The sequence below is a fragment of the Pedobacter sp. Leaf132 genome (assembly GCF_920984695.1).
Taxonomy (GTDB): domain Bacteria; phylum Bacteroidota; class Bacteroidia; order Sphingobacteriales; family Sphingobacteriaceae; genus Pedobacter.
In genome coordinates, this window is the sequence record NZ_CAKLBO010000003.1 from 183734 (window position 1) to 206857 (window position 23124).

Below are 23124 nucleotides of genomic sequence, written 5' to 3' on the forward strand. Positions count from 1 at the left end.
AGATCGGTTTACCGGTCTTTTTTTATGCATTATTGTCTGGTAAATAGCCATAAAGGGTTAATTCATCTATAGTATTAATCTGGTAATTACATCCATTATAAAGCAATATAATTCTATCAGCAGTATCGATTATTGATTTGTAATAATGGTCCGTTATAATGAACCCCTTACTTTTTTTCATAAAGTTGATATGGCGCTTCAATTCATCAACTAATAATGGTGCGAGTTGCGAAAATGGTTCATCTAAAAGAATAAACTTACAATCGCTGTAAATAATTATCAATGCTTCTGCAAATCGGTATTCACCACCCGAAAATTCTCTGAATTCTTTGGTTAAATTTTCAGCAATAAAATCTATAGCTAAAATTTCAGCTTTATGTAAAGAGCAAAATACTTCTATGGCTTTGCGTAATGTAATTTTAAGCGGTATAAAATTATCTTGTGGTAAATAAGATAATTTCCCTGATAAATAACCTTTAGGCGCTATCTGGTTGTCTATTTTTAGATATTTAAAATCAGCCTTTAAACTGCCAAATATTATTTTCAATAATGTGGATTTACCACTACCATTTCTCCCTAATAGTCCAATAGTTTCCCCAATTTTGCAATTAATAAATACACCATTTAATATCGCTTTTCCGTTAAACTGGTGGGTAACACTGTCAATAAAAAGTTCCTGCATAGAAGAATTATTATTACTAGAGAAAATAATAGTAAAATATCATAGATTACAATGTTACTTAAAATCCTGCGGAAGCTCAATCCTTGATTTTTATAAAAATATGAATGTTTGGTTAAAAAATAGCGTTCTATTATTATTGAGAACATCCATCCGATGGGTTTCATAATTAATGCCATAACATAAGGTCCAGGATTTTTATAACCATCTATAACGAAAAATAGACCTATAAGTAAGCTTATCAAAATATTCCAATGCATTATAGGTTTATAAACCAGCATAGATTTTTTGAATAGCGTTAGAGACATATTTTAAATATATAGAAAAAACTCAAAAGCATTTAAACAAAAAAAGACCGACAAATTTGTCGGTCTCTTAAATATTCTAATATCCAAATGGAGTAGCTTATCCTAAATAAGATTTTAAAATCTTACTTCTTGAAGTATGACGGAGGCGTTGTAATGCCTTATCTTTAATCTGACGAACACGTTCACGAGTTAAATTAAATTTCTCACCAATTTCTTCTAAAGATAAAGGATGATTAGAACCTAGACCGAAGAATAAAACGATAATTTCTCTTTCTCTCTCTGTTAGGGTAGATAAAGAACGTTTAATTTCTTCTGAAAGTGATTCGTTGATTAAAGAACTATCAGTGTTTGGCTCATGGTTCTCTAATACATCTAATAATGTGTTTTCTTCACCTTGAACAAAGGGTGCATCCATTGATACATGGCGACCAGAGTTACTTAAAGTATCTGAGATTTTATCAACGGTGGTTTCTAAAATATCTGCCAATTCTTCTGGTGAAGGCTCACGCTCATATTCCTGCTCTAATTTGGAGAAAGCTTTGCTGATTTTACTTAAAGAACCAACCTGGTTTAATGGTAAACGCACAATACGGCTTTGTTCTGCAATTGCTTGCAAAATTGATTGACGAATCCACCATACAGCATAAGAGATGAATTTAAAACCTTTAGTTTCATCAAAACGTTTTGCTGCCTTAATTAAACCTAAGTTACCTTCGTTAATTAAATCGCCTAATGTTAAGCCTTGGTTTTGGTATTGCTTTGCAACAGATACCACGAAACGTAAGTTAGTCTTAGTTAATCGCTCTAATGCAGCTTGATCGCCTTCACGAATCTTTCTTGCTAAAATTACCTCTTCCTCTGCTGTTATTAAATCTACTTTACCAATTTCGTGTAAGTATTTATCTAACGATTGACTTTCACGGTTGGTAATGGATTGCGTTATCTTGAGTTGTCTCATTTATACGTTTTGTGTGCTCTTTATTTTATTGAAGTGTGCAAAGTTACGAAATTGTATGCCAATCCGAAAGGATAAAATGCTGAAAATGTTAGTGTTTGCACATGTTTTTTCTAGTTTTACTTATAACAAAAATCATTCCAATTTAGTTTTAATGAATATTTGTCTGATAGTATATTGGATAATTGTTTTGTAATAATTATTTATTGTAATTCAATAAAAATATTTTGATTAATAATAATAATATTTTTATGTTTGTGGTAGAAATTATTGTACAGTTATGACTTTTTTAAAATATCCAGTCTACAAAACTAAGAATAACATTAGTTCAAATTTTTGGAAGCTTATATTCCTGAAAATTTTTGTCAGGGTTTTTGGAATCTTAACTTTTTTGTATTTGCTCAATTTTTTTGCGACAGCAACTTTTGAGCTATTGAAAGATTATTATACAGCAGTAAGTGTAATTTTCTACCTCTCATTTTTTGTCTTTTTAGATAATATGATAAAAGTATCATCATCATTTCTCTTATCCGAAAAGTTGGCTAAGCCTCTGAGATTGCTTAAATGGATTCCATTTTTAATGATGGTGTTTTTAATGTATTCTTCAGTTGTTATAAATCAGAACGAATTGTCAAAAATCAGCTTCGCAACACCAGCGTTTCTATGGAAAAATGTAGCGCCGGTAATAATTATTCCTAATATAAGCTTCATTATGATTACCATTCTAATATTCTTTGTCTCGGCTGTATTGGATAATAACAGCAAACTAAAACAAGAAAACGATTTAACAATATAATTATGAGATACATTAACCCAGTTAGAATTTATAAGTTTCTGCTGGATTTTACTTGGTATAGCTTCATTGTAATAATTGGAGTATTATTATTAATCAATATTTTTTCAATTGCCTTTGATGGAATTGTGAGGAGTAGTGGTTTTATAAAATTGGATGTTCAACAGAAAAATTTGAGCCTATCTAAGTTTAGCGAACTTTTTGATTTTTTGGTTTCAAAGCCAAGTCATTTAGAATTACGTTTAAGTCGATTTAAAATTAGTTTTATAACTCAAACATTTATAATACTTTATATTTCAGCTTCAGTAATTATATCATTTATATCCTTATTTCAGATAAAGCTTCTTAGAGATTTTTTGAAGAAAATATTAAATAGGCAAATATTTACAACAGAGAATACCAATAAATTATATAAGGTGGCATATCTAGAATTGGTAACTATTCCACTATCACTTCTTTTCTCATTTTTAATGGTTTTGGCAACAAAAGATAGTCATGTTCTAAACTCAAATTATGAGTTTGTACCAGATTATGTTGAATGCTTTCAGCCGATTATTCGTGCTTTAGAGTATTTTATTTTTTCCGGAATTTTTGCTTTTGGCCTTAAACTTAAACAAGAAAACGATTTAACTATCTAACTTTACATCAAAACCATCCTATGCCAATTATTATAAATTTAGATGTAATGCTTGCCCGGCGTAAAATGTCGCTTACCGAATTAAGCGAGCGGGTAGGGATTACCATGTCTAATTTATCGATTTTAAAAACCGGCAAAGCGAAGGCCATTCGATTAGAAACTCTTGAATCCATTTGTAAGGTTTTAGATTGTCAGCCTGGAGATATTCTGGAGTTCCGCCCGGAAATTTAACCTAAGAACAATTTACTTAACTAAAATAAACCTGATAAAACGGAAATACTTTTACAAACCTTATAGGTTAAATAGCGAGCGTGCAAAGTAAACCTATAAGGTTTAAGTAAAAGATTGAAGTGATAGCAGGGCTTTCGGAACCGAAGCAGGCAGGAACCTGATTTTCTAATTTATATGATTTTGACATGTTTTGGCTTAATCTAACCATCACGTCATTGCAAGGCTGGAAGCAATCTTTCCATACTAAAATTATTTTTAAATAGATTGCTTCGTGCCTCGCAATGACGGTATTGTGGAAAACACAAAAACCTTCCAGTTTGCACTGAAAGGTTTTATATTTTAATAGGGCTAAGCTTTAAGCCTTAAGCTTTCTACTTTAAGCTTATTATGCTTGCTCAGCCAAAACTTTAGTTACTAAATCAGCAGCTTCTTTTAAAGCGATTGCTGAGTAAACTTTAAGTCCAGACTCATCAATTAATTTTTTAGCCTCTTCTGCGTTTGTACCTTGTAAACGGCAGATAATTGGCACAGGAATATTTCCAATTTCCTGGTAAGCATCGATAACACCTTGCGCAACACGGTCGCAACGAACAATACCACCAAAAATATTAATTAAAATAGCTTTAACGTTCGGGTCTTTTAAAATAATATTGAAAGCCGCTTTTACTGTTTGAGCATTTGCAGTTCCACCTACGTCTAAGAAGTTAGCAGGCTCGCCACCAGCTAATTTAATAATATCCATAGTTGCCATTGCTAAACCAGCACCGTTAACCATACAACCTACGTTACCATCAAGGTTAACAAAGTTTAAGTTACTTGCGCTTGCTTCAACTTCCATTGGGTCTTCTTCAGCAGTATCACGCATTGCTGCATAATCTGCGTGGCGATACAATGCGTTTTCATCAATATCAACCTTCGCATCAACTGCAATAACTTTATCATCAGAAGTTTTTAATACCGGGTTAATTTCGAACATCGAAGAATCCGTAGTATCATAAGCTTTGTAAAGTGCAGTTACAAATTTAACCATCTCTTTAAAAGCAGCACCGCTTAAACCTAAGTTAAAAGCAACTTTACGAGCCTGAAAACCTTGTAAACCAACTTTAGGGTCAATCTCTTCTTTAAAGATTAAGTGTGGCGTGTGCTCAGCAACTTCCTCGATATCCATACCACCTTCGGTACTATACATGATAATGTTGCGACCTTTTGCACGATCCAATAAAACTGAGATGTAATATTCTTTAGTTTCAGAAGCGCCTGGATAATAAACATCCTGAGCAACTAAAATTTTATTCACTTTTTTACCTTCTGGTCCGGTTTGAGGCGTAACCAACTGCATGCCAATAATATCGGTAGCGCGTTGTTTTACTTCTTCAAGGTTTTTGGCTAATTTAACACCACCACCTTTACCGCGACCACCAGCGTGGATTTGCGCTTTAATTACAACCCAATCAGAGTTATAATCGGTTTTTAATTGCTTAGCAGCCTCAACAGCTTGCTCAGGCGTATCGGCAACGATTCCTTCTTGAACGTTAACACCGAAACTTTTTAATATTTGTTTACCCTGGTATTCGTGAATATTCATCTGTTTATATTTTTGTGTTTACCTGTCAGATGGAGCCTTTACCATTAAAATAAATATTTTAATAGTATTCGGGTTCATTTGCTACAAAATTTGCCCAAAGCTACAATTCTAAAGCCTTTAAACAAATAGTATTTGCCGATTTTTTCTAGAAAATGAACGTTTTGTGTTAATCGGGAATTTCAGTCCCGCTTTCGTTACAATCTTTTTGTTAATGTTAGTACAAGCTTAACGAAAACATGCTTACCAAAAAGTATTTTCACTTTATCGGGTTTATTTAACAACGATTGTGGTTCTTTGGGAACTGAGCTTAGCGTTTCTTATAAAATCTTTTTTGCTAATGCTTTAACTTCGGTTTTAAATGCATCTTCAAAAACTGGTTTTGCTGAAACTCCCGTCTTCAAATTGTAAACGAAATATTCAATTTCATCTTTGTCATTAAATTCTTTATCTCCATTTGTGTCTTTTATCAAATCCAATAAAATTAAATTATGATCGCTATCTATCTTCCAGCTATGAACAGAATAGTTTTTTGGAGAAATTTGGGTAAATGCCTTTCCTTCTAAATTTGAAATAAACAGCTTATTTAAATCTTTTGAAGTCAGTTTTTTGTCGCCGTCAGAATCTGAATCGGTAATTTCATAATAAATAAATTGGTTGGAAAGCAAGGAACGATTAAGAGATTGATTTTCATTGTTACCGATTTTAAAATGGTTTATTAATATTTTTTTATGCGTTAATAAATCACTTTTACCAGTAATAACATTGTTGAAAATAATATTCCAATAATTAGCTCCAGTATTTCTACTGTAATCCGTATAATTTCCTTTATTTAACCTTAAAGGATAAATAATAATATCTGTGTTACTGATAATAATCGAAGGACTATGAGGCATTTCGATCTCAACAGTATCATCATTTTTTAAAGGTTCATCAGTAGAAATGTTTCTTTCTTTATTTGAGCAGGCTAATGTTAACAAGGTAATCGCTAACGCAATTCCATAGATTATCTTTATCATATTTATTTATTAATTAAAATGTTTGAAATGAAATTTGATTTTGTTTCTAACTTCCGGCTATAGGCGAACCGAAAATACCGACAGCCATTTCTGCCCAGATTAAAAATAAAGCTAAAAGAATGATGAAGAATAAAATTGTTCTCGTTGTTGTGGTTTTAACTTTTCTAATTACAATTTCTATCGCTAAGCCTGCACCTAATAGTAAAACTCCTGCTGCAATAAAATCCTTTAAATCCCATTGTACTTCACTTGTAAACTGCATGGCGATTAATGGGATACTTAATATTACGGCAACAGCGATTAGAATAATGTAAATTCTGGATGGTGATGGTTTAAAAATTTCTTGATTTTTCATGATATTTAAAATTAATGTGTTGTTGTTAAATGTACTCCCGTCATTGCGAGGCACGAAGCAATCTCTTACTGAAATCGTCATTTAATTTAGATTACTTCGTGCCTCGCAATGACGACAGAGTAGGTCTTTCTACTGATTTACTTTATTCCAAAATATTCAGCTGTTTTCCAATCTGGCAAATTCCAGGAAACCCAGCTTGCCTTTTCATATCGTTCTCTAAAAAAGTTAATCCGTGTATCTAATTTATTCTGGTAAGCTTGCAAACTTTTCGGCGTGGCTATGGTTATGCCGTAATTATCTTTAGCTTCTGTATAGTGCAATTTTGAGCGGTTCTTATCTAAAACAACTAAGGTTTTATCTGATAAATTAAGCAAGTAATCTGCATCCACTGATATTTTATCGCTCTGCGATAAATTGTATTTTGCAATAAAAATATCCCAGTTTATTGCACTAAATGCAAGAAGAAGTACAAACCAGATGTTTCCATTAATCCTCAATAAATAGAAAAAAGTTTTTTGCTTTGCAACTTTTAGATACACTGTTGTTAAACCAATTACGCAAAGAATTGCAAAAACTAAAACCCCGATGCGTTTATGTGTTAAGCCGTAAAATTCAATGTAATGTGCATCTCTAATAAAAACAGAAATAATCAAAACGAAATTTTGAATCATCCAGGCAATTGCCAATACTTTTAGCATTTTGTTTTTTGAGTAAAAATTTAAGTTTCCGCGGAAGAAATAAATAATAATTGCCATTGCCAGTGCAATGCTGAAAATTAATGTGTTGGTTCCATCGTTAAGTTCGGCTGAATAGTTGGTTTCGGCTAAAAGATTTCCACCAAGCCATAACCACCAGATATCAATTCCATTTAAAAAAAGCAGCAACAGATTAAGCGCAGCGAAAGAAATTAATGCAATGATAAATTCAGTTTTTAGCGCTAATTTCTTTGTTAGCAGGTTACCGCTAAAAGTCGAAATTAATTCAAACCAAATGGATTTATATTTGGCACTTTTTCTAATTCTTAATAATTGCTCCTGATATTCAAGTTCTATTTTTTGGAGTGTTTTATCAAAAAATGTAAATATTAGACCTCCGGTTAAAATTAACCCAAAGCAGAAATGCATAAAGCGGCCGAAGCTTAAATCTTTAAATATAAAGCCAAAAATACTTTCAAATGCATTGCCAATACTGTTAAGTGCCGTTTCTGCATAATGGGCGAAAACGCTGTTGGCGGCTGAATATAAGCAAGTGAAGGCGACAACGATTATTACAGGGATAAATACATATTTTACGACTTTAAAAAGAGGCTTGAGATTGAAGTTTCCAATAGATACCTGACTTAAGTTTTTAAGCGCATTAAATGGTACAGTTAGCATTTGCAAAATTGTTGAGAGCATTGCCATAAAAACTGTTCTAAGTTGCTGGCTATGGCCAAAACCAATAAAAACCAACAGGCTAATGTAATAACTGGCTAAAGATAAAGTGGAGTTGTTCACTACAACCAGAATAGCAGCTAAAATGTGTGCAGCGGCATAAACACTAAGTTTTTTACTTTTAATTACTTCTGGATTTAAATAAGTGATTGCTAAAAGGTATGTGCTGTAAATGAGTAGATTTAATGCTAATCTTTCTTGCCAAAACAGGAAGCTAAAAAGCAGACCGCCAAGCAGAGCAGATAATAATAAAAGGTTGGATTTATTTTCCATAGTGATTTTTTAAAAGTGCTTTGAAATTCAAAGTATATGAATAAAAAAAATTGTTTACAGTTTGCGTATCATTTTTTCAAGCGCATCTAAATGTGCTTTAAAAGATTGTTTTCCTAATTCGGTAATAGAGTAGGTGGTACTGGTTTTACGCCCAATAAAACCCTTGTGTACTTGAATAAATTCTGCTTGCTCTAATGTGTTTAAATGCGATGCTAAATTTCCATCAGTTAGTTCTAACATTTGCTTTAAATCGTTAAAACCAATTTCATTGTTAACAACCAGAACAGACATTACGCCAAGCCTAATCCGGCTATCAAAAATCTTGTTTAAATCTGCTATAGGGTTCTTCATTTTATTTGCCTTTCTCGTATTTAAAATACATTAAAAGCCCATAAATAATGTGCAGCACACCGAAGCCAAATGCCCAAAATATTAAACCATAACCAACATAAAACATGCAAATTACACCCAAAATAATTTCGCAAAAGCCTAAATACCGAATATCGCTGTAAGTAAACTTACTGGCGTTAACCAAAGCTAAACCATAAAATATAAGGCAGGTTGGGGCAATAATTATATAGCTGTTTGGATGGTTTAACAATAAAGCGATGATAAATAAACCGCCTGCTGCCAAAGGCACAAATAGATTTATAAGCAATGATTTTGAGGTTTTATCCCAAATTGGCAAATTACTTCTCTGACTCTTTCTGTAGGTAAACAAAACTCCCCCTGCCAATGATACAACCAAAATAATTATTGCAAGCTTTATTAAATTGTATTTTAAATCTATTTCGCCTTGAAAACCTGGAGCATAACCTCGGTAATTAAAAAACTTATCAATTTCATTATATGCAAAATACGACCCGATTAGTGCAATTATTCCTGCAAACACACCAGATAATCCGCTTAAGGATATAAATCTAGATGATCTATCCATCATTTGCCTGATATCTTTTAGTGCATTTAATTGTTCTTCCTGAGTGTTCATTTTGAAAGTGCTTTGTTTTTCAAAGTTAAAGAAGAAAATGATATTTGCAAATTTTATTTCATAAATTATTTTATTGATTCTTCTTTCGTATTGATTGTGCAGATAAAAAGATTGCACATATTTTTTACACGATGACTTATAACGTATAACCTACAACTTATAACGTTAAGACTTATAACTTAAAAATTAGAACTTTTAACTATTTTTACAGCATGCTAAAAGCCACTGGGATTAGAAAATCGTACGGAAATTTACAAATATTAAAGGGTGTAAATTTTGAAGTCGAAAAGGGAGAAATTGTAAGTATTGTTGGTCCTTCGGGTGCTGGTAAAAGTACTCTATTACACATATTAGGTACGCTAGATAAACCTGATGATGGCATAGTTGAGCTGAAGGACACTGTTATCAATAAACTTAGCGGCGAATTACTCAGTGCTTTCAGAAACCAGAATATCGGCTTTGTTTTTCAGTTTCATCATTTGCTGCCAGAATTTAGTGCAATTGAAAATGTATGTATTCCTGCGTTTATCGCTAAAAAAAATAAGAAGCAAGCTGAGGCAAGAGCGCTCGAATTATTGGGTATGTTTGGTTTAAAGGATAGAGCGAATCATAAACCGAATCAGCTTTCGGGCGGAGAGCAGCAGCGGGTTGCAATTGCCAGGGCTTTAATAAATGAGCCTTCAATTATTCTTGCCGATGAACCTTCAGGAAATTTAGATTCAGAAAACGCTAAAGCCTTACACCAGCTTTTTGTTAATTTGAGAGATAACTTTCAGCAAACTTTTGTAATTGTAACCCACAATGAAGATTTAGCCAAAACCAGTGATAGGGTAGTAACTATGAAAGATGGTTTAATCGTATAAAAGATAAAGCTTGCAGGTTATATAAATCTCATTATTCATTGGTTTTAGCCATTTAAACAAAAAATCTAATTTGAAAATATTAATTACCGGCGCTAATCACGCCAAAGCATTAAAACTTTTAAAAGCATTTCCTCAACATTTTGCTTTAATGGCAGATTATGGTGATGTGCCAGGCTTAAGCACAGCACATTATGCATTTAAATCGCTCGGCCAGCTCAATAAAGATAGTATTGCGCATATTTTGTTAAACTTTTGCATTACAGAATCGATTGATACGATTATTCCATTACACGGCTACGAAATAGAACCCTTGGCTAAATCTGCTGTATTGTTTAATGAATATGGAATTGAAGTTTTGGTGCCTGATGTTGAAGATTTAAAAGATTATTTAGATGCTGATGCTAAGCCATTCAAAAACTTTGCGGTTTTTGTAAAGGGAGAATGCATTTTTGCCAGCGGACAAGAAATCTTTATCAAAAAGGAGGATAATTTTAGTGGGGTTTTTGGTTATGATGCTCCAGATAATGATTTAAAACTTTTTACGATATAGATATGGATATCAATCAAATCGTTAAAGATAAGAAACTTGTAATTTTTGAGCTTGATGATGTGCTTTTTCCGGCAAAGGATTATTTGTTGCAGGTTTATTATTTATTTGCGCAGTTTATAGAATATTCTGAACAAAAAAGTGCCCAGAATATTCTGGATTTTATGCGTAAGGAATATGAAACTGCAGGCGCTGAAAATATCTTCCAGAAAACGGCGATAAAGTTTGAGCTGGCAGAAACATACAAACATAACTTTGATTTGCTGCATGAAAATGCAAGGTTACCCTTAAAGCTTTTACTTTACAAAAACATGCTTAATTTTCTTCAGGAACTTGTTGTTGATAGGAAGAAAATTTTCATAGTTACTTCTGGAAATCCTCTGCAGCAACTTAACAAAATCAAACAAACCGAATGGAATGGTTTGGAGAAATACCTGACTGTTTATTTTGCAGAAGAACTTAATCAAGATAAATCTGAAATATTTAATAACATACTTACAGGCAATAATTTATCGCCAAAAGATGCTTTAGTTGTTGGTGCAAATAATTTTGATGAGACGCAATCTAATTTAAGTAATTTGCCGTATATTGTGTCACTAGAAATTTACAAATAGAATATGTTTAGAAAAGTTTATGTGAAAAAGAGTGTTCTATTCTTTATGATTGGAACAGCAGGTTTTTTAACTTCCTGTAAAAAAAACACAGCCACACCAGATGCTACACCATCTACGCCTGTTGCTGAAAAAAATACATTGCAAACACCAACTAACAATCGTGATTTTTTAACCCGCGATTCTATTTTCCTGTATGCAAAACAAACCTATTTTTGGAACGTAGGGATGCCAGATTATGACACTTTTAATCCAAGGAGATATGCTAGTGATAATCAGGTTTTAGCTGCATTAGCTGCATTGCCAAGCACTGGTGGTAAAGATAAATATTCTTTTATTGATGATGGAACTGTAGCTACACAACTAAGTGGTGTTAGCGGAGATTATGGTTTCTCTGCAAATTATGATGCAACCAATTTGTTGCGGGTTAAATCTGTTTATCCTACATCGCCAGCTGCAATTGCAGGTTTAAAAAGAGGTTATCAAATTACAAAGGTAAACGGAAGAACAACATTAAGATCTAGTCAAAGCGATATTGATAATTTAAATGATGGTATTTTTGGCAGTAACCCAAGTATTTCTATGACGGTTGTAAAGCCAGATGGAACCTCTCAAGATTTAGTAATAAACAGAGCAAGTTATAATATTAATCCAATTTTATATTCTAACACCTATACAGTTGGTTCAAAGAAAGTTGGTTACATCGTTTTTAATAGTTTCACAACTAATTCAGTTCCATTGTTGGATGCCGCATTTGCCAAATTTACATCTGATGGGATAACAGAATTAATTGTCGATTTACGCTACAACGGAGGTGGTTCTGTTGCTACATCAGAAGCGTTTACAAATTTAATTGCTCCATCTTCTCAAAATGGTAAGGTTATGTATACCACCTTTTGGACGCAAACCATGCAGGATGGTAACGCCACGATTTTGCAGAATCAAAAGTTTTATGCAAAGGGTAACGATGGCGTAACGCGTTTATATTCCTTCTTCGATTATTCATACAAACCAACAGTTGCAGCAGGAAACCAGGAAGTTTTTGCCAAACGTGGAAGTTTGAATGGTTTAACCAGAGTTTACTTTTTGGTTGCCAGCGGTACAGCATCAGCTAGTGAATTATTAATTAACAACTTGAAACCAGTGATGGATGTGAAGTTAATTGGTAGAAAAACTTACGGTAAACCGGTTGGATTTTTCTCGCTTCGTATTGATAAAAAAGACTTGTACATTCCGCAATTTCAAACCAAAAACCAGGCAAATTTTGGCGATTATTTTGATGGTATGGCAGTAGATAAAGATATTGTTGATGATATAACAAAAGATTTTGGAGATACATCTGAAAAGTTGCTTGCGCAAGCTTTAAATTATTCAGCAACAGGTGCATTCACTTCTTATTTGAAAGATAATACATTAAGTAGCACTTCGGGAGTATCAAGAGCAGTAATTGATAGCAATAACGAGAAGCTCGATCATGAATTTAAAGGCATGGTTGAAACCCGAAAGCTAAAGCTTAAATAAACAACTATTTTAAAGCCGGTATTTTTTAAATATCGGCTTTTTTTATATTCATAATTACATTAAAAGCTTGTTTAGCCTTGTTTTTATTCTAAAATTTTAATATGCTTGCTTAAGATTAATCGTTAAAGAGATATTATGCCAATAGAGACTGTCGAGAAAGAACAAATAGGATACCTGAATATAATAAATGCCAAAGAAGATAATTCCGGAAGCTTGAAAAAGAAACTGGATGAAGCCCAGCGCCTGGGAAATGAATTTAAATCCAAAGCCGTAATTACCTTTAATACAACCATTGGCCCGAAACGTGTTGATACCACTGTTTGGTCTGTAACAGAAAAATATATTCAATTAAAAAATAACATACACATTCCGCTTAAAAGCCTTATCGATATCGATTTTTAATCTTTAAGGATTGAGGAAATAAATCATCCCGCATTTATAACCTTAACCTTAATTGATGAGTACGCTTCATAAAATTGCCTTAACTTTTATTAAATCTATAGGTCCGGTAAATGCCAAAAATTTGCTGGCTTACTGTGGAAGTGCCGAAGCTGTTTTTGCTGCTGGTAAAAAGCAATTGATGCAAATTCCGGGTATTGGTGAAAAAACCGTTGAGGCAATTTTGAATACTGATGCATTAGATAGGGCAGCTGAAGAGCTTATTTTCATAGAAAAACATGGTATTGAGCTTATGTTTTTTTCTGATGAGAATTATCCAAAACGTTTAAAAAACTGTATCGATGCACCAATTTTACTTTATTTTAAGGGTGATGCAGATTTAAACCATCCACGAATAATTAGTATTGTAGGCACACGAAATGCTACCGATTACGGGAAAAATCTTTGTAAGCAGTTGTGCGAAGTTCTTTCTGCTTATGATGTATTAGTTGTTTGTGGATTGGCTTATGGTATTGATGTAGCAGCACATAAAGAATGTATAGTAAATAACATTCCTACGGTTGGCGTTCTTGGCCATGGATTAGATCGCTTATATCCGCAGATACATAAGCCTGTAACACAGAAAATGGTTCTTAATGGGGGTTTGCTTACCGAATATCCGGTCAGAACAAATCCAGATAGACAAAACTTCCCTCAAAGAAACAGAATCATTGCAGGCATTGCTGATGCAACCATCGTGATTGAAGCCTCAATTAAAGGTGGCGCATTAATTACTGCAGAAATAGCAAACTCTTATAATAAGGATGTGTATGCTTTTCCGGGTAGAACAAATGATTTATATTCTGAAGGCTGCAATTTTTTGATTAAAACCAATAGAGCAGGGCTTATAAATAACGCAAACGATTTAATTTATTATTTAGGCTGGGATGATAACACAAAGAAAAAGAAGGCCGAAACCCAAACATCTTTACATATTAACTTAACAGCTCATGAGCAAAAAGTTGTTGATGCTTTGCAAAACAGCCCACTTGCTATCGATGAGTTATCAATCGAGGCCGACATCCAGCAAAGCAAACTGGCCATTATTCTTTTAACTTTAGAAATGCAAGGCATCATTATATCCTTGCCGGGCAAAGTTTATAAGCTTGCTTAGAGGCTTTTTGTAACGCATTTAATTTTTATGGAAGATTTTTTGTAGGAAGTTGTTTTCCTTTGAAAATTTGACTTTTCGTATTAAACCCGGTAGAGCCAGATAGCCCAGAATGAAGCGTAGCGAAATGAGGACTATAGGCGATGACGGGACTAAAGCATCTATGAAAACCGAAGTGTTGATTTTCAAAAAAAAATAACAACAGCTAATAATTTTAAAAACTATAGCTGCCAGAAAAACCAATATCGCATTTTACCCAATAATCAATCTATAATGCCTATGATATTTATAGATTAAGAAATTTAATTCTATTAAATCTTAAATTTTAAAATTTTGTTTCAAATAAAATATAGTTTGTAAAATACTTAATGCCTTTGCTTAATTTTGTATCATGTGGTATAATAATATTCTCGAAACTATTGGCAACACGCCTTTAGTAAAATTAAATACAATTACTAAAAACGTACCTGGTACAATTCTGGCTAAAATAGAAACTACAAATCCGGGTAACTCAATTAAAGACCGTATGGCGGTTAAAATGATTGAAGATGCCGAAAGAAGCGGTAAATTGAAGCCTGGTGGAACAATTATAGAAGGAACTTCTGGTAATACCGGAATGGGTTTGGCTATGGCTGCCATTATTAAAGGTTACAAATGCATTTTTACAACAACTGATAAACAATCGAAAGAGAAAGTAGATGCTTTACGTGCTTTTGGTGCTGAGGTAATTGTTTGCCCAACAAATGTTGAACCAGAAGACCCTCGCTCATATTATTCGGTTTCATCACGCTTAGAGCGTGAAGTGCCAAACTCCTGGAAACCAAATCAGTATGATAATTTAGCAAATTCTGCAGCGCATTACGAGCAAACTGGTCCGGAGATTTGGGAACAAACTGAAGGAAAAATTACGCACTTGGTGGTAGGTGTTGGTACCGGTGGTACGATTTCTGGAACTGGAAAATATTTAAAAGAAAAAAATCCAAATATTCAGATTTGGGGGATTGATACTTATGGTTCGGTTTTTAAAAAATATAAGGAAACCGGCATATTTGACAAGGATGAAATTTATCCTTACATCACCGAAGGTATTGGTGAAGATTTTTTACCTGCCAACGTAAACTTTGATGTAATTGATTTATTTGAAAAAGTAACCGATAAAGATGCGGCTTTAATGACGCGTGATATTGCCCGTAAAGAAGGAATTTTTGTTGGTAATTCGGCTGGTGCAGCAATTGGTGGTTTAATTCAGTTAAAAGATAAATTAAAACCTGAAGATGTTGTTGTGGTTATTTTCCACGACCATGGAAGCCGTTACATGGGCAAAATGTATAATGAAGATTGGTTACGCGAACGAGGTTTTTTACAAGATGAAAAGTTGACTGCAAAATCGATTTTAGCTAAAAAAGAGGCTACCGAAATTGTAACACTTGATGCAACAAAATCTGTTCTTGAAGCTATAAACACCATTAAATCGATGAACATTTCTCAGATTCCGGTTACGCAGCAAGGCATGATTGTAGGTAAAATTGCTGAAAGCGATATTTTATCAGCTTTGCTTGAAAACCCTGGATTAAAGTCTGCTCCAATTTCAGAAATCATGACATCAACTTTCCCATTCGTTGATTTAAACACATCAATTGATAAAATTTCATCTTTAATTAATAAAGAAAATTCTGCGGTTTTAGTAGAAGATGAATCGGGTAAGATTGAAATTATAACGCAGTATGATATTATAAATGCGATTTCGGGGTAGGGATTTCTAATACGGTCGTCATTGCGAGGCACGAAGCAATCCAAATGCTTTGGGTTTTCAAGTAGCGACTGTTAAATAGAAGATTGCTTCGTGCCTCGCAATGACGAGAAGCCATAAAAAAACGCCCGGATAAATTCTTATTCGGGCGTTTTTGCGTTAGGCTATTTCCACTCTAAACTTTCCACTTTAAACTTTCCACTCTAAACTCTAAACTTTCCACTTTAAACTTTAATGGCTTGGCGCATCAGCATTTACACGCTTAATTTGCGCACCTAAAGCACGTAAACGTGTATCAATGTCTTGGTAGCCACGCTCAATCTGCTCAATGTTATAAATTGTCGATTTACCTTCGGCAGATAAAGCAGCAATTAGCAATGAAACTCCGGCTCTAATATCAGGAGAAGTCATGCTGATGCCACGAAGTTTATATTTCTTATCTATTCCGTTAACTGTAGCACGGTGTGGGTCGCAAAGAATAATTTGAGCACCCATATCAATCAATTTATCCACAAAGAATAAACGGCTTTCGAACATTTTCTGATGGATTAAAACGTTTCCTTTCGCTTGTGTAGCTACAACCAAAACAATGCTCAATAAATCTGGCGTAAAGCCCGGCCATGGAGAATCTGCAATGGTTAAAATTGAGCCATCAATAAAAGTATCAATTTCGTAATGCTTTTGCGATGGTACGTATATATCATCACCTCTGCGTTCTAGTTTAATACCTAATTTTTTAAAAACTTCAGGAATCACACCGAGTTCATCATAACAAACGTTTTTGATGGTAATTTCCGATTCCGTCATTGCAGCCATACCAATAAAAGAGCCAATCTCAATCATATCTGGCAACATTCTGTGTTCAGTACCGCCCAAAACTTTAACACCTTCAATGGTTAATAAGTTAGAGCCAATACCCGAAATTTTTGCACCCATGCGGTTAAGCATTTTACAAAGTTGTTGTAAATATGGCTCGCAAGCGGCGTTATAAATAGTAGTTGTTCCTTTAGCTAAAACTGCGGCCATTACAATGTTTGCCGTTCCGGTTACCGATGCCTCATCTAACAAAATATAAGCACCTTGTAAATTTGTGGCATCAACATTAAAAAAGGCTTTTTTACTATCATAAACAAACTTTGCACCTAACTTTTCGAAACCTATAAAGTGCGTATCCAACCTTCTTCTGCCAATTTTATCGCCACCTGGCTTAGGGATTGCAGCTTTACCAAAACGAGCCAATAACGGACCAACAATCATAATCGAGCCACGTAAACCACCGCCTTTAGCCTTAAAAGTTTCCGATTCAAAGAAATTTAAATTGATATTTTTCGCCTCGAAAGTGTAAGTGTCTTTATTAATGCGCTCTACGCTAACGCCTAAATCGCCTAATAATTCAATCAGTTTATTTACATCTTTAATATCCGGAATATTGCTGATGGTTACTTTTTCTTGTGTAAGCAATACAGCCGATAAAATCTGTAATGCCTCGTTCTTGGCGCCTTGTGGAGTAATTTCGCCTTTTAATTTAATTCCGCCTGTTATTTCAAATGCGTTCATATATCTTTTAGTATTTAGTAAAGTATCAGGTATCTAGATTGGGCAGATTAAACTTCCGCCTTTCACCTTCTGCCATTTACCTTTCCTTTAATATTTAGGTTTGTTGTTATTATTGCGTCCGCGATTATTGTTATTATTATTATTCTGACGGTTTTTGCCGTTGTTATTATTATTGTTATTGCTGCGGCCTCGGTTATTGTTATTATTATTTTGACGAGGATTTTGAGCTCTAAACTCAACTTTCGCCAAATTAACACCCTCATCTAAAGAAAGCAATCCGCCAGATAGATATTTCAAATCTTTAATAATCGTATCGTCGCTCACATTATCCTTATTCCAGGTAACATAAGCCATTTTCATAAAGTTTGCAATACCTTGTACCATTGCTTTTTTGTGCTCCGGATTTTGCTCACCCATCGCTTTTTCAATCAAATTCTCAACCGTTTTACCATAGTGTTTATAGGTAATTCTTTGTTGAGGATAAGGCAGAGGCTCTGGTTTTTTAAAAGCATTTTCGGGCAAAGGCTTTGGATAAGGACTTTCTACATCAATCTGGTAGCCAGAAATAATGTGTAAATGGTCCCAAAGTTTGTGCTTAAAATCGGCAACATCGCGTAAATGCGGTTGCAAAAATCCCATCAGGTCAATTACTGCCTGGGCATATTTATTACGTTCTTCAATGGTTGGCAATTCGCAAATATACTTCACCATATTCTGAACATTGCGGCCATATTCCGATAAAATCAAATGGCTACGTGTAGTATTATAATCAAAATTCATGTACAGATAATTTAATGGATAAATTTTCCGGCGATACGAATTATGAAATAACCAGGAGAGATTAGGTTAAGAATTCACCGAAATGTCTATTGCCGGACTTTCGTTATTTATTTTCAAAGATAATTAAATTTACGATTTCAGGGTTACGATTTTAGATTTTATTTTGGAAATGAGCGTTCAGTATTCCTTTTGAATTTGCAGCCCTGCTATCACTTCAAGTCCTCGCTCTTTCCTCACTCCGGGCTTTCCGTTTTTATCAGGTTTATTTAACAAAGAACTGTGCTTTCTAGGCTAGTGTACGTCATTGCGAAATCGATTTTTCATCGGTTGAAGCAATCTGTAGAAATAGAAACTGTAAAATAACGTGTTACGGATATAAAATATAAAAAAATCGTAAAATAAGATTGCCGTGGCTGAAAAAGCCTCACAATGACGACTTCTCAATTTTCCGTGTTTCCGTAGCAAAAAAACAACAAATTTCAAAGATTTCTCGGCTTCGCTCGAAATGACGAGACTATATTTTTCCGTGTTTCCGTGGCAAAAAATTACATTTCATCACTATTCTTTGGATAATCGAAGAAAACCAAATCACCGGTTCCTTTGCTAATCATCTTCCAAGAATCAAAAGGAAAAGACATTAGCACCATTCCGGCTGTAGGGATGTTGTAAATATCGGCATCACTTAATTCATTGGCTAAATCTGTAAATCCAGGATTGTGGCCAAACATAACTATAATATCGGCAGCATCGTCTAATCCATTCACAACCTTTAAAAGCGTAGTCGTATTCGCTTCGTAAATAGATTCTTCATATCGAATATCATCAACGTTATAAGCTTCTGCGAAAAATTTCGCGGTAGTTTTTGCTCGCTTCGCCGGACTGCTCACTATCAAATCGAATTTAAAACCTTTTTTCAATAAACGTTCTGCCATTTCAGGCACATTTTCTTTACCACGTTTGTTTAATGGTCTGTCGAAATCTTTTAAATCTAAATTTCCCCAATCCGATTTTCCGTGACGTACCAGAAGTAATTGCTTAGCCATTTAGTTTTTCTTTAATTTTATTTACAACTGTTTCAGGATGAATTAAATCCATGCAGTTTTCAACACCGCACAAGCACGGTTTGTTTCCATAAATTGAATTTGGCCTTGCCGGATGGTCGATTTGAATGCAGTCGGTTTCAGATTGACCATAACCTAAAAAACCTGCATAAGGATGTGTTGGTCCCCAAATAGAAACTACGGGCACACCAACCAAGGCAGCCATGTGCATGCCAGAAGAGTCCATGCTTAACATTAAATCGAGGTTTGAGATAATGGCTAATTCTTCAGTTAAATTAAAATTACCAATTAAATTATAGGTGTTTGAGTAAGCTTTGGCCCATTTTTCAGCAGTGGCTTGTTCGGTTTTACCACCACCAAAAATTAAAAGCTCGTACCCTGCCAAACTTAACGAAGAAATTACCCGCTCCATTTTTTCAAGAGGGTAAACTTTATAAATGTGTTGTGCAAAAGGGGAGATGCCTATTTTTTTTGCATTATTAAGAAATAAATTTTCAGCCTTTGCCGGAATTTTTTGCGGTGCGTTATTAAGCTTATGACTTAAATTAACATCAAAATCTAATTGCCTGAAAACATCTGCATAACGTTCAACAGTGTGGCGCAAAGGCTTAAATATTTTATTAACAGAACGGGTTAAAGCTTTTTTTTCAGCTCTGCCCTTATCAATTCTTTTAATTTTTAAACCTGATAATCTAAAAAAGGTACAAAGCGCTCTGCTCCGCAAATTATCATGCAAATCGGCTATAGAAGTGGGATTGTAGTTTTTAAGTTCCTGAAAAAGCTTATACAAGCCATTTAAGCCTTTATGAATGGTTTTAGGCTTTATGGCATGAAACGTTACATTATCAATACCATTAAAAAACGGTTCAAAAGCCTCTCTGCTAACCATTATCAGCTCTGTTGATGGATGCTGTTCTGAAAATTCCTTTAAAACAGATGCAACCATAGCTACATCGCCCATAGCCGAAAAACGTAAAACGATGATTCTTTTGGTTGTTGCCATGGTATTTTAACTCGGTCGCCATTGCGAGGTACGAAGCAATCTCTCTATAGAACATAGATTGCTTCTTGCCTCGCAATGACGAGTTGAAACTATCATTTTTCTTGATACAAAACCGGGTTTAAACTTGGGTCGTTGTACATTTTCATCTGTTTATACACTTTCATGTATTTTTTGCCGGCCTCAATATCGGCTAATAATTCATCAATACTTTTAGATAAATCATCGCGTTGCGATAATAAAATATTTAGTTTGATTTGGCATGTTTCACGGTGCTCAGCCGAGGCACTTTCACGCCCGGCTTCTTCTTGCATGTGGTAAATTTTCAAAGCCAAAATAGAAAGTCTGTCTATTGCCCAAGCCGGACTTTCGGTATTAACTTTTGCATCCGGCAGAGCCGATATACTTTTGTAAAGATTTAAGAAATAGCCATCAATAAACTCAACCATATCTGTACGAACCTGGTTTTGTGCGTCAATGCGTCTTTTCCAATTTAAGCCTTCAACAGGGTCAATCTGTGGATTGCGAACAACATCTTCCATGTGCCATTGGGCGGTGTCAATCCAGTTTTTAATGTAAAAAAGATGCTCTAAACTATCAGCAGTATATGGGTTTTCAACCAGATGGTCTATATCATCAAACTTATGGTAATCTGTTATAACCTGATTAAATACGCGGTTGGCAATTTCACTTATCATTGGACAAAGATATTAAAAGATTATATAGATTTTTCCTTCGGGTTGATTACACAGATTTTGAGATTGCACAGATTTAAGGATTACACTGATTTTTACCTTTGGTTTGTTTTCCCTAAACCCTAAACCCTAAACCCTAAACCCTAAACCTTTTGCCTTCAAAATACGCTGTTATCTCCTGCAAGGAAAATGCATTAAGGCATTTGTCTGCACTTAAGCCGCCTTTTCTGGCAACCAAAATTCCGTAGCGCATATCATGAAAACCTTCAGTTCTATGTGCATCAGGATTAACAGAAAGCAAAACACCTTTTTCCAGAGCATAATGATGCCAACGCCAGTCTAAATCTAAACGTAAAGGATTCGCATTGATTTCGATAACTACATTGTTGGCGGCACAAGCATCGATAATTTTTTTATAATCTATTGGATAACCTGCACGGCTTAACAATAAACGGCCAGTTGGGTGTCCTAAAATTGTTGTGTATGGATTTTCAATCGCTTTTAACAAACGATTTGTAGCTTTTTGCTCATCCATACGCAAATTGCTGTGAACAGATGCGACCACAAAATCAAATGTTTTCAAAATCTCATCCGAATAATCTAAAGAGCCATCGCTTAAAATGTCGCTTTCTATTCCCTTAAATATTTTAAATGGCGCTAGTTTTTTATTCAGTTCGTCAATTTCCTGATGCTGACCAAAAACACGTTGCTCACTTAAGCCTTTTGCGTAAACAGCAGTTTTTGAATGGTCGCAGATGCCTAGATATTGCAGATTTAAAGTGTCTTTGCAATAAACGGCCATCTGTTCGAGCGTATGTACACCATCACTCCAGGTAGAGTGATTATGCAAACTGCCTTTTAAATCATCGTAGGTGATTAATTTGGGCAGTTTGTTATCCTTGGCTATGTTAATTTCGTCAAAATCTTCACGTAGTTCAGGTTCAATGTAGGCCAATCCGGCTTTGCTGTAAATTTCTTGCTCATTTGCAAAAGGACCATCGCCAGCTAAAGCCAAAACTTTTCCTACATGTTCTGCATTTCCGGTTAATTTAAACCATGCTAAGTAGAAATCAGCTTTATCATAAACATATATCTTAATTCTTAAACCGGCTTCGGTAGTGGCAATAAATGCTTCCTCAGCAGGAATTAGTGAGAGTTTATCGAAATTTGGCAATTCAGCAATAACATCCTCTAAATGCTCTGCACCAATAACAATTTCTAATTCATCAATAATTTCGCAAGCCCTGCGGTATTGTCCCGCAAAAGCGATTAAAGAATGGTTATCAACAGGAATTAACCATCTTGAGAGTTCATCAAGAACAGAAATGGCGAAGGCCTCAACCTGAGCGTATAAAAATCTTCCGTTTGCGGCAAGTTTAAATTCTATAGCATTTTTGATTTCCTCCTGGGTTTTTAAACCAAAGCCTTTGGCTTCAATCAGTCGGTTTTCATTGCAGGCATAATACAATTCCCCAATACTTTCAATTCCAAGTGTTCGCCAAATAATTAAAATCTTTTTAGGTCCGATTCCCTTAATACCAAGCATTTCAATAATGCCTTCGGGTGTTTGCTGAACAATATCATTCAGTTCCTTTAATTCTCCCGTTTCTAATAATTCAATAATTTTTGCCGCCAAACTTTTACCAATGCCTTCAATTTTATCAATCTCATCAACAGGTTTATCTTTTAAAGCAAATGGTAGTTTATCAACCTTAAAATAAGCGTTTGCAATTGATTTTATTTTAAAAGGGTTCTCTTCATGCAGCTCCATTAGCTGTGAAAGCAGGCGCAAAGTACGGGCGATGGTTTTATTTTCCATAAGGAGCTAAAGTTAGAAACAATAATTTTTAAACTGCAAATGTTGCTTTGATTTAAAAAATTCTTTAAAAGAAAAACGCCAGGAAATACAGTAATTCTGGATTTCCTGGCGTCTAATA

23 protein-coding genes are annotated in these 23124 nt (G+C 34.4%); 9 read left to right on the forward strand and 14 right to left on the reverse strand.

The window, feature by feature from the left end:
• Nucleotides 1-22: 22 nt before the first annotated feature.
• Both LUA86_RS08060 and LUA86_RS08065 read right to left on the reverse strand, forming a co-directional pair.
• Complete coding sequence (locus tag LUA86_RS08060) at nucleotides 23-682, reverse strand: ATP-binding cassette domain-containing protein (RefSeq protein WP_231460094.1); 660 nt, start codon at nucleotides 680-682, stop codon at nucleotides 23-25.
• A gap of 402 nt (nucleotides 683-1084) precedes the next feature.
• Complete coding sequence (locus LUA86_RS08065) at nucleotides 1085-1945, reverse strand: RNA polymerase sigma factor RpoD/SigA (protein WP_010601359.1); 861 nt, start codon at nucleotides 1943-1945, stop codon at nucleotides 1085-1087.
• 795 nt (nucleotides 1946-2740) lie between these two features.
• On the opposite strand from LUA86_RS08065, the gene LUA86_RS08070 reads away from it, so the two are divergent.
• Entirely contained in the window at nucleotides 2741-3373 is a 633-nt protein-coding gene (locus LUA86_RS08070; RefSeq protein WP_231460095.1) for a DUF2975 domain-containing protein, read from the forward strand.
• Between the two features lie 20 nt (nucleotides 3374-3393).
• Nucleotides 3394-3603: a helix-turn-helix transcriptional regulator gene (locus LUA86_RS08075; protein WP_231460096.1), complete on the forward strand. Its 210-nt coding sequence runs from the start codon at nucleotides 3394-3396 to the stop codon at nucleotides 3601-3603.
• Between the two features lie 385 nt (nucleotides 3604-3988).
• Here the strand turns inward: LUA86_RS08075 and sucC are convergent, their stop codons facing one another.
• The 6 genes from sucC to LUA86_RS08105 form a co-directional block, all read right to left on the reverse strand.
• Nucleotides 3989-5188, reverse strand: a complete 1200-nt coding sequence (sucC, locus tag LUA86_RS08080) for an ADP-forming succinate--CoA ligase subunit beta (protein ID WP_231460097.1) — start codon at nucleotides 5186-5188, stop codon at nucleotides 3989-3991.
• Between the two features lie 317 nt (nucleotides 5189-5505).
• Nucleotides 5506-6204 carry a hypothetical protein gene (locus LUA86_RS08085; RefSeq protein ID WP_231460098.1) on the reverse strand — a complete coding sequence of 233 codons (699 nt, stop codon included), beginning with the start codon at nucleotides 6202-6204 and terminating at the stop codon, nucleotides 5506-5508.
• A 46-nt stretch (nucleotides 6205-6250) separates the two neighbouring features.
• On the reverse strand, nucleotides 6251-6559 hold the full coding sequence (locus LUA86_RS08090) for a hypothetical protein (RefSeq protein ID WP_231460099.1): 309 nt from the start codon (nucleotides 6557-6559) through the stop codon (nucleotides 6251-6253).
• A gap of 137 nt (nucleotides 6560-6696) precedes the next feature.
• On the reverse strand, nucleotides 6697-8265 hold the full coding sequence (locus LUA86_RS08095; protein WP_231460100.1) for a DUF4173 domain-containing protein: 1569 nt from the start codon (nucleotides 8263-8265) through the stop codon (nucleotides 6697-6699).
• 54 nt (nucleotides 8266-8319) lie between these two features.
• A complete protein-coding gene (locus LUA86_RS08100) occupies nucleotides 8320-8616 on the reverse strand; it encodes a transcriptional regulator (protein WP_231460101.1) in 297 nt (98 codons plus the stop codon).
• A gap of 1 nt (nucleotide 8617) precedes the next feature.
• Nucleotides 8618-9253 carry a hypothetical protein gene (locus tag LUA86_RS08105; RefSeq protein ID WP_231460102.1) on the reverse strand — a complete coding sequence of 212 codons (636 nt, stop codon included), beginning with the start codon at nucleotides 9251-9253 and terminating at the stop codon, nucleotides 8618-8620.
• Nucleotides 9254-9465: 212 nt separating this feature from the next.
• Between LUA86_RS08105 and LUA86_RS08110 the strand changes: the two genes are divergently transcribed.
• The 7 genes from LUA86_RS08110 (at nucleotide 9466) to LUA86_RS08140 (ending at nucleotide 16097) form a co-directional block, all read left to right on the forward strand.
• Nucleotides 9466-10116: an ABC transporter ATP-binding protein gene (locus LUA86_RS08110; RefSeq protein WP_231460103.1), complete on the forward strand. Its 651-nt coding sequence runs from the start codon at nucleotides 9466-9468 to the stop codon at nucleotides 10114-10116.
• A gap of 70 nt (nucleotides 10117-10186) precedes the next feature.
• Nucleotides 10187-10666, forward strand: coding sequence for a hypothetical protein (locus tag LUA86_RS08115; protein WP_231460104.1), 480 nt, complete (start codon nucleotides 10187-10189; stop codon nucleotides 10664-10666).
• A 2-nt stretch (nucleotides 10667-10668) separates the two neighbouring features.
• Nucleotides 10669-11277, forward strand: coding sequence for an HAD hydrolase-like protein (locus tag LUA86_RS08120; protein WP_231460105.1), 609 nt, complete (start codon nucleotides 10669-10671; stop codon nucleotides 11275-11277).
• 3 nt (nucleotides 11278-11280) lie between these two features.
• Complete coding sequence (locus tag LUA86_RS08125) at nucleotides 11281-12795, forward strand: S41 family peptidase (protein WP_231460106.1); 1515 nt, start codon at nucleotides 11281-11283, stop codon at nucleotides 12793-12795.
• Nucleotides 12796-12930: 135 nt separating this feature from the next.
• Nucleotides 12931-13197, forward strand: coding sequence for a hypothetical protein (locus LUA86_RS08130; protein WP_231460107.1), 267 nt, complete (start codon nucleotides 12931-12933; stop codon nucleotides 13195-13197).
• A 55-nt stretch (nucleotides 13198-13252) separates the two neighbouring features.
• Nucleotides 13253-14347 (forward strand): DNA-processing protein DprA, encoded by a 1095-nt coding sequence (gene dprA, locus LUA86_RS08135; protein WP_231460108.1) that lies wholly within the window; start codon nucleotides 13253-13255, stop codon nucleotides 14345-14347.
• 388 nt (nucleotides 14348-14735) lie between these two features.
• A complete protein-coding gene (locus tag LUA86_RS08140) occupies nucleotides 14736-16097 on the forward strand; it encodes a pyridoxal-phosphate dependent enzyme (RefSeq protein WP_231460109.1) in 1362 nt (453 codons plus the stop codon).
• A 228-nt stretch (nucleotides 16098-16325) separates the two neighbouring features.
• On the opposite strand, the gene murA is transcribed toward LUA86_RS08140, so the two are convergent.
• The 6 genes from murA to LUA86_RS08170 all read right to left on the reverse strand — a co-directional run bounded on the left by murA (nucleotide 16326) and on the right by LUA86_RS08170 (nucleotide 23006).
• Nucleotides 16326-17651 (reverse strand): UDP-N-acetylglucosamine 1-carboxyvinyltransferase, encoded by a 1326-nt coding sequence (gene murA / locus LUA86_RS08145; RefSeq protein WP_231460110.1) that lies wholly within the window; start codon nucleotides 17649-17651, stop codon nucleotides 16326-16328.
• An 87-nt stretch (nucleotides 17652-17738) separates the two neighbouring features.
• Entirely contained in the window at nucleotides 17739-18431 is a 693-nt protein-coding gene (locus LUA86_RS08150; protein WP_231460111.1) for a DUF4290 domain-containing protein, read from the reverse strand.
• A 545-nt stretch (nucleotides 18432-18976) separates the two neighbouring features.
• Nucleotides 18977-19474 carry a histidine phosphatase family protein gene (locus tag LUA86_RS08155; RefSeq protein ID WP_231460112.1) on the reverse strand — a complete coding sequence of 166 codons (498 nt, stop codon included), beginning with the start codon at nucleotides 19472-19474 and terminating at the stop codon, nucleotides 18977-18979.
• Nucleotides 19467-20495: a glycosyltransferase family 9 protein gene (locus tag LUA86_RS08160; protein ID WP_231460113.1), complete on the reverse strand. Its 1029-nt coding sequence runs from the start codon at nucleotides 20493-20495 to the stop codon at nucleotides 19467-19469. Before LUA86_RS08160 ends, LUA86_RS08155 begins: the two co-directional genes overlap by 8 nt.
• Before the next feature lie 92 nt (nucleotides 20496-20587).
• Nucleotides 20588-21190 (reverse strand): DUF4254 domain-containing protein, encoded by a 603-nt coding sequence (locus tag LUA86_RS08165; RefSeq protein WP_231460114.1) that lies wholly within the window; start codon nucleotides 21188-21190, stop codon nucleotides 20588-20590.
• A gap of 133 nt (nucleotides 21191-21323) precedes the next feature.
• A complete protein-coding gene (locus LUA86_RS08170; RefSeq protein WP_231460115.1) occupies nucleotides 21324-23006 on the reverse strand; it encodes a DNA polymerase/3'-5' exonuclease PolX in 1683 nt (560 codons plus the stop codon).
• Between the last annotated feature and the right edge of the window lie 118 nt (nucleotides 23007-23124).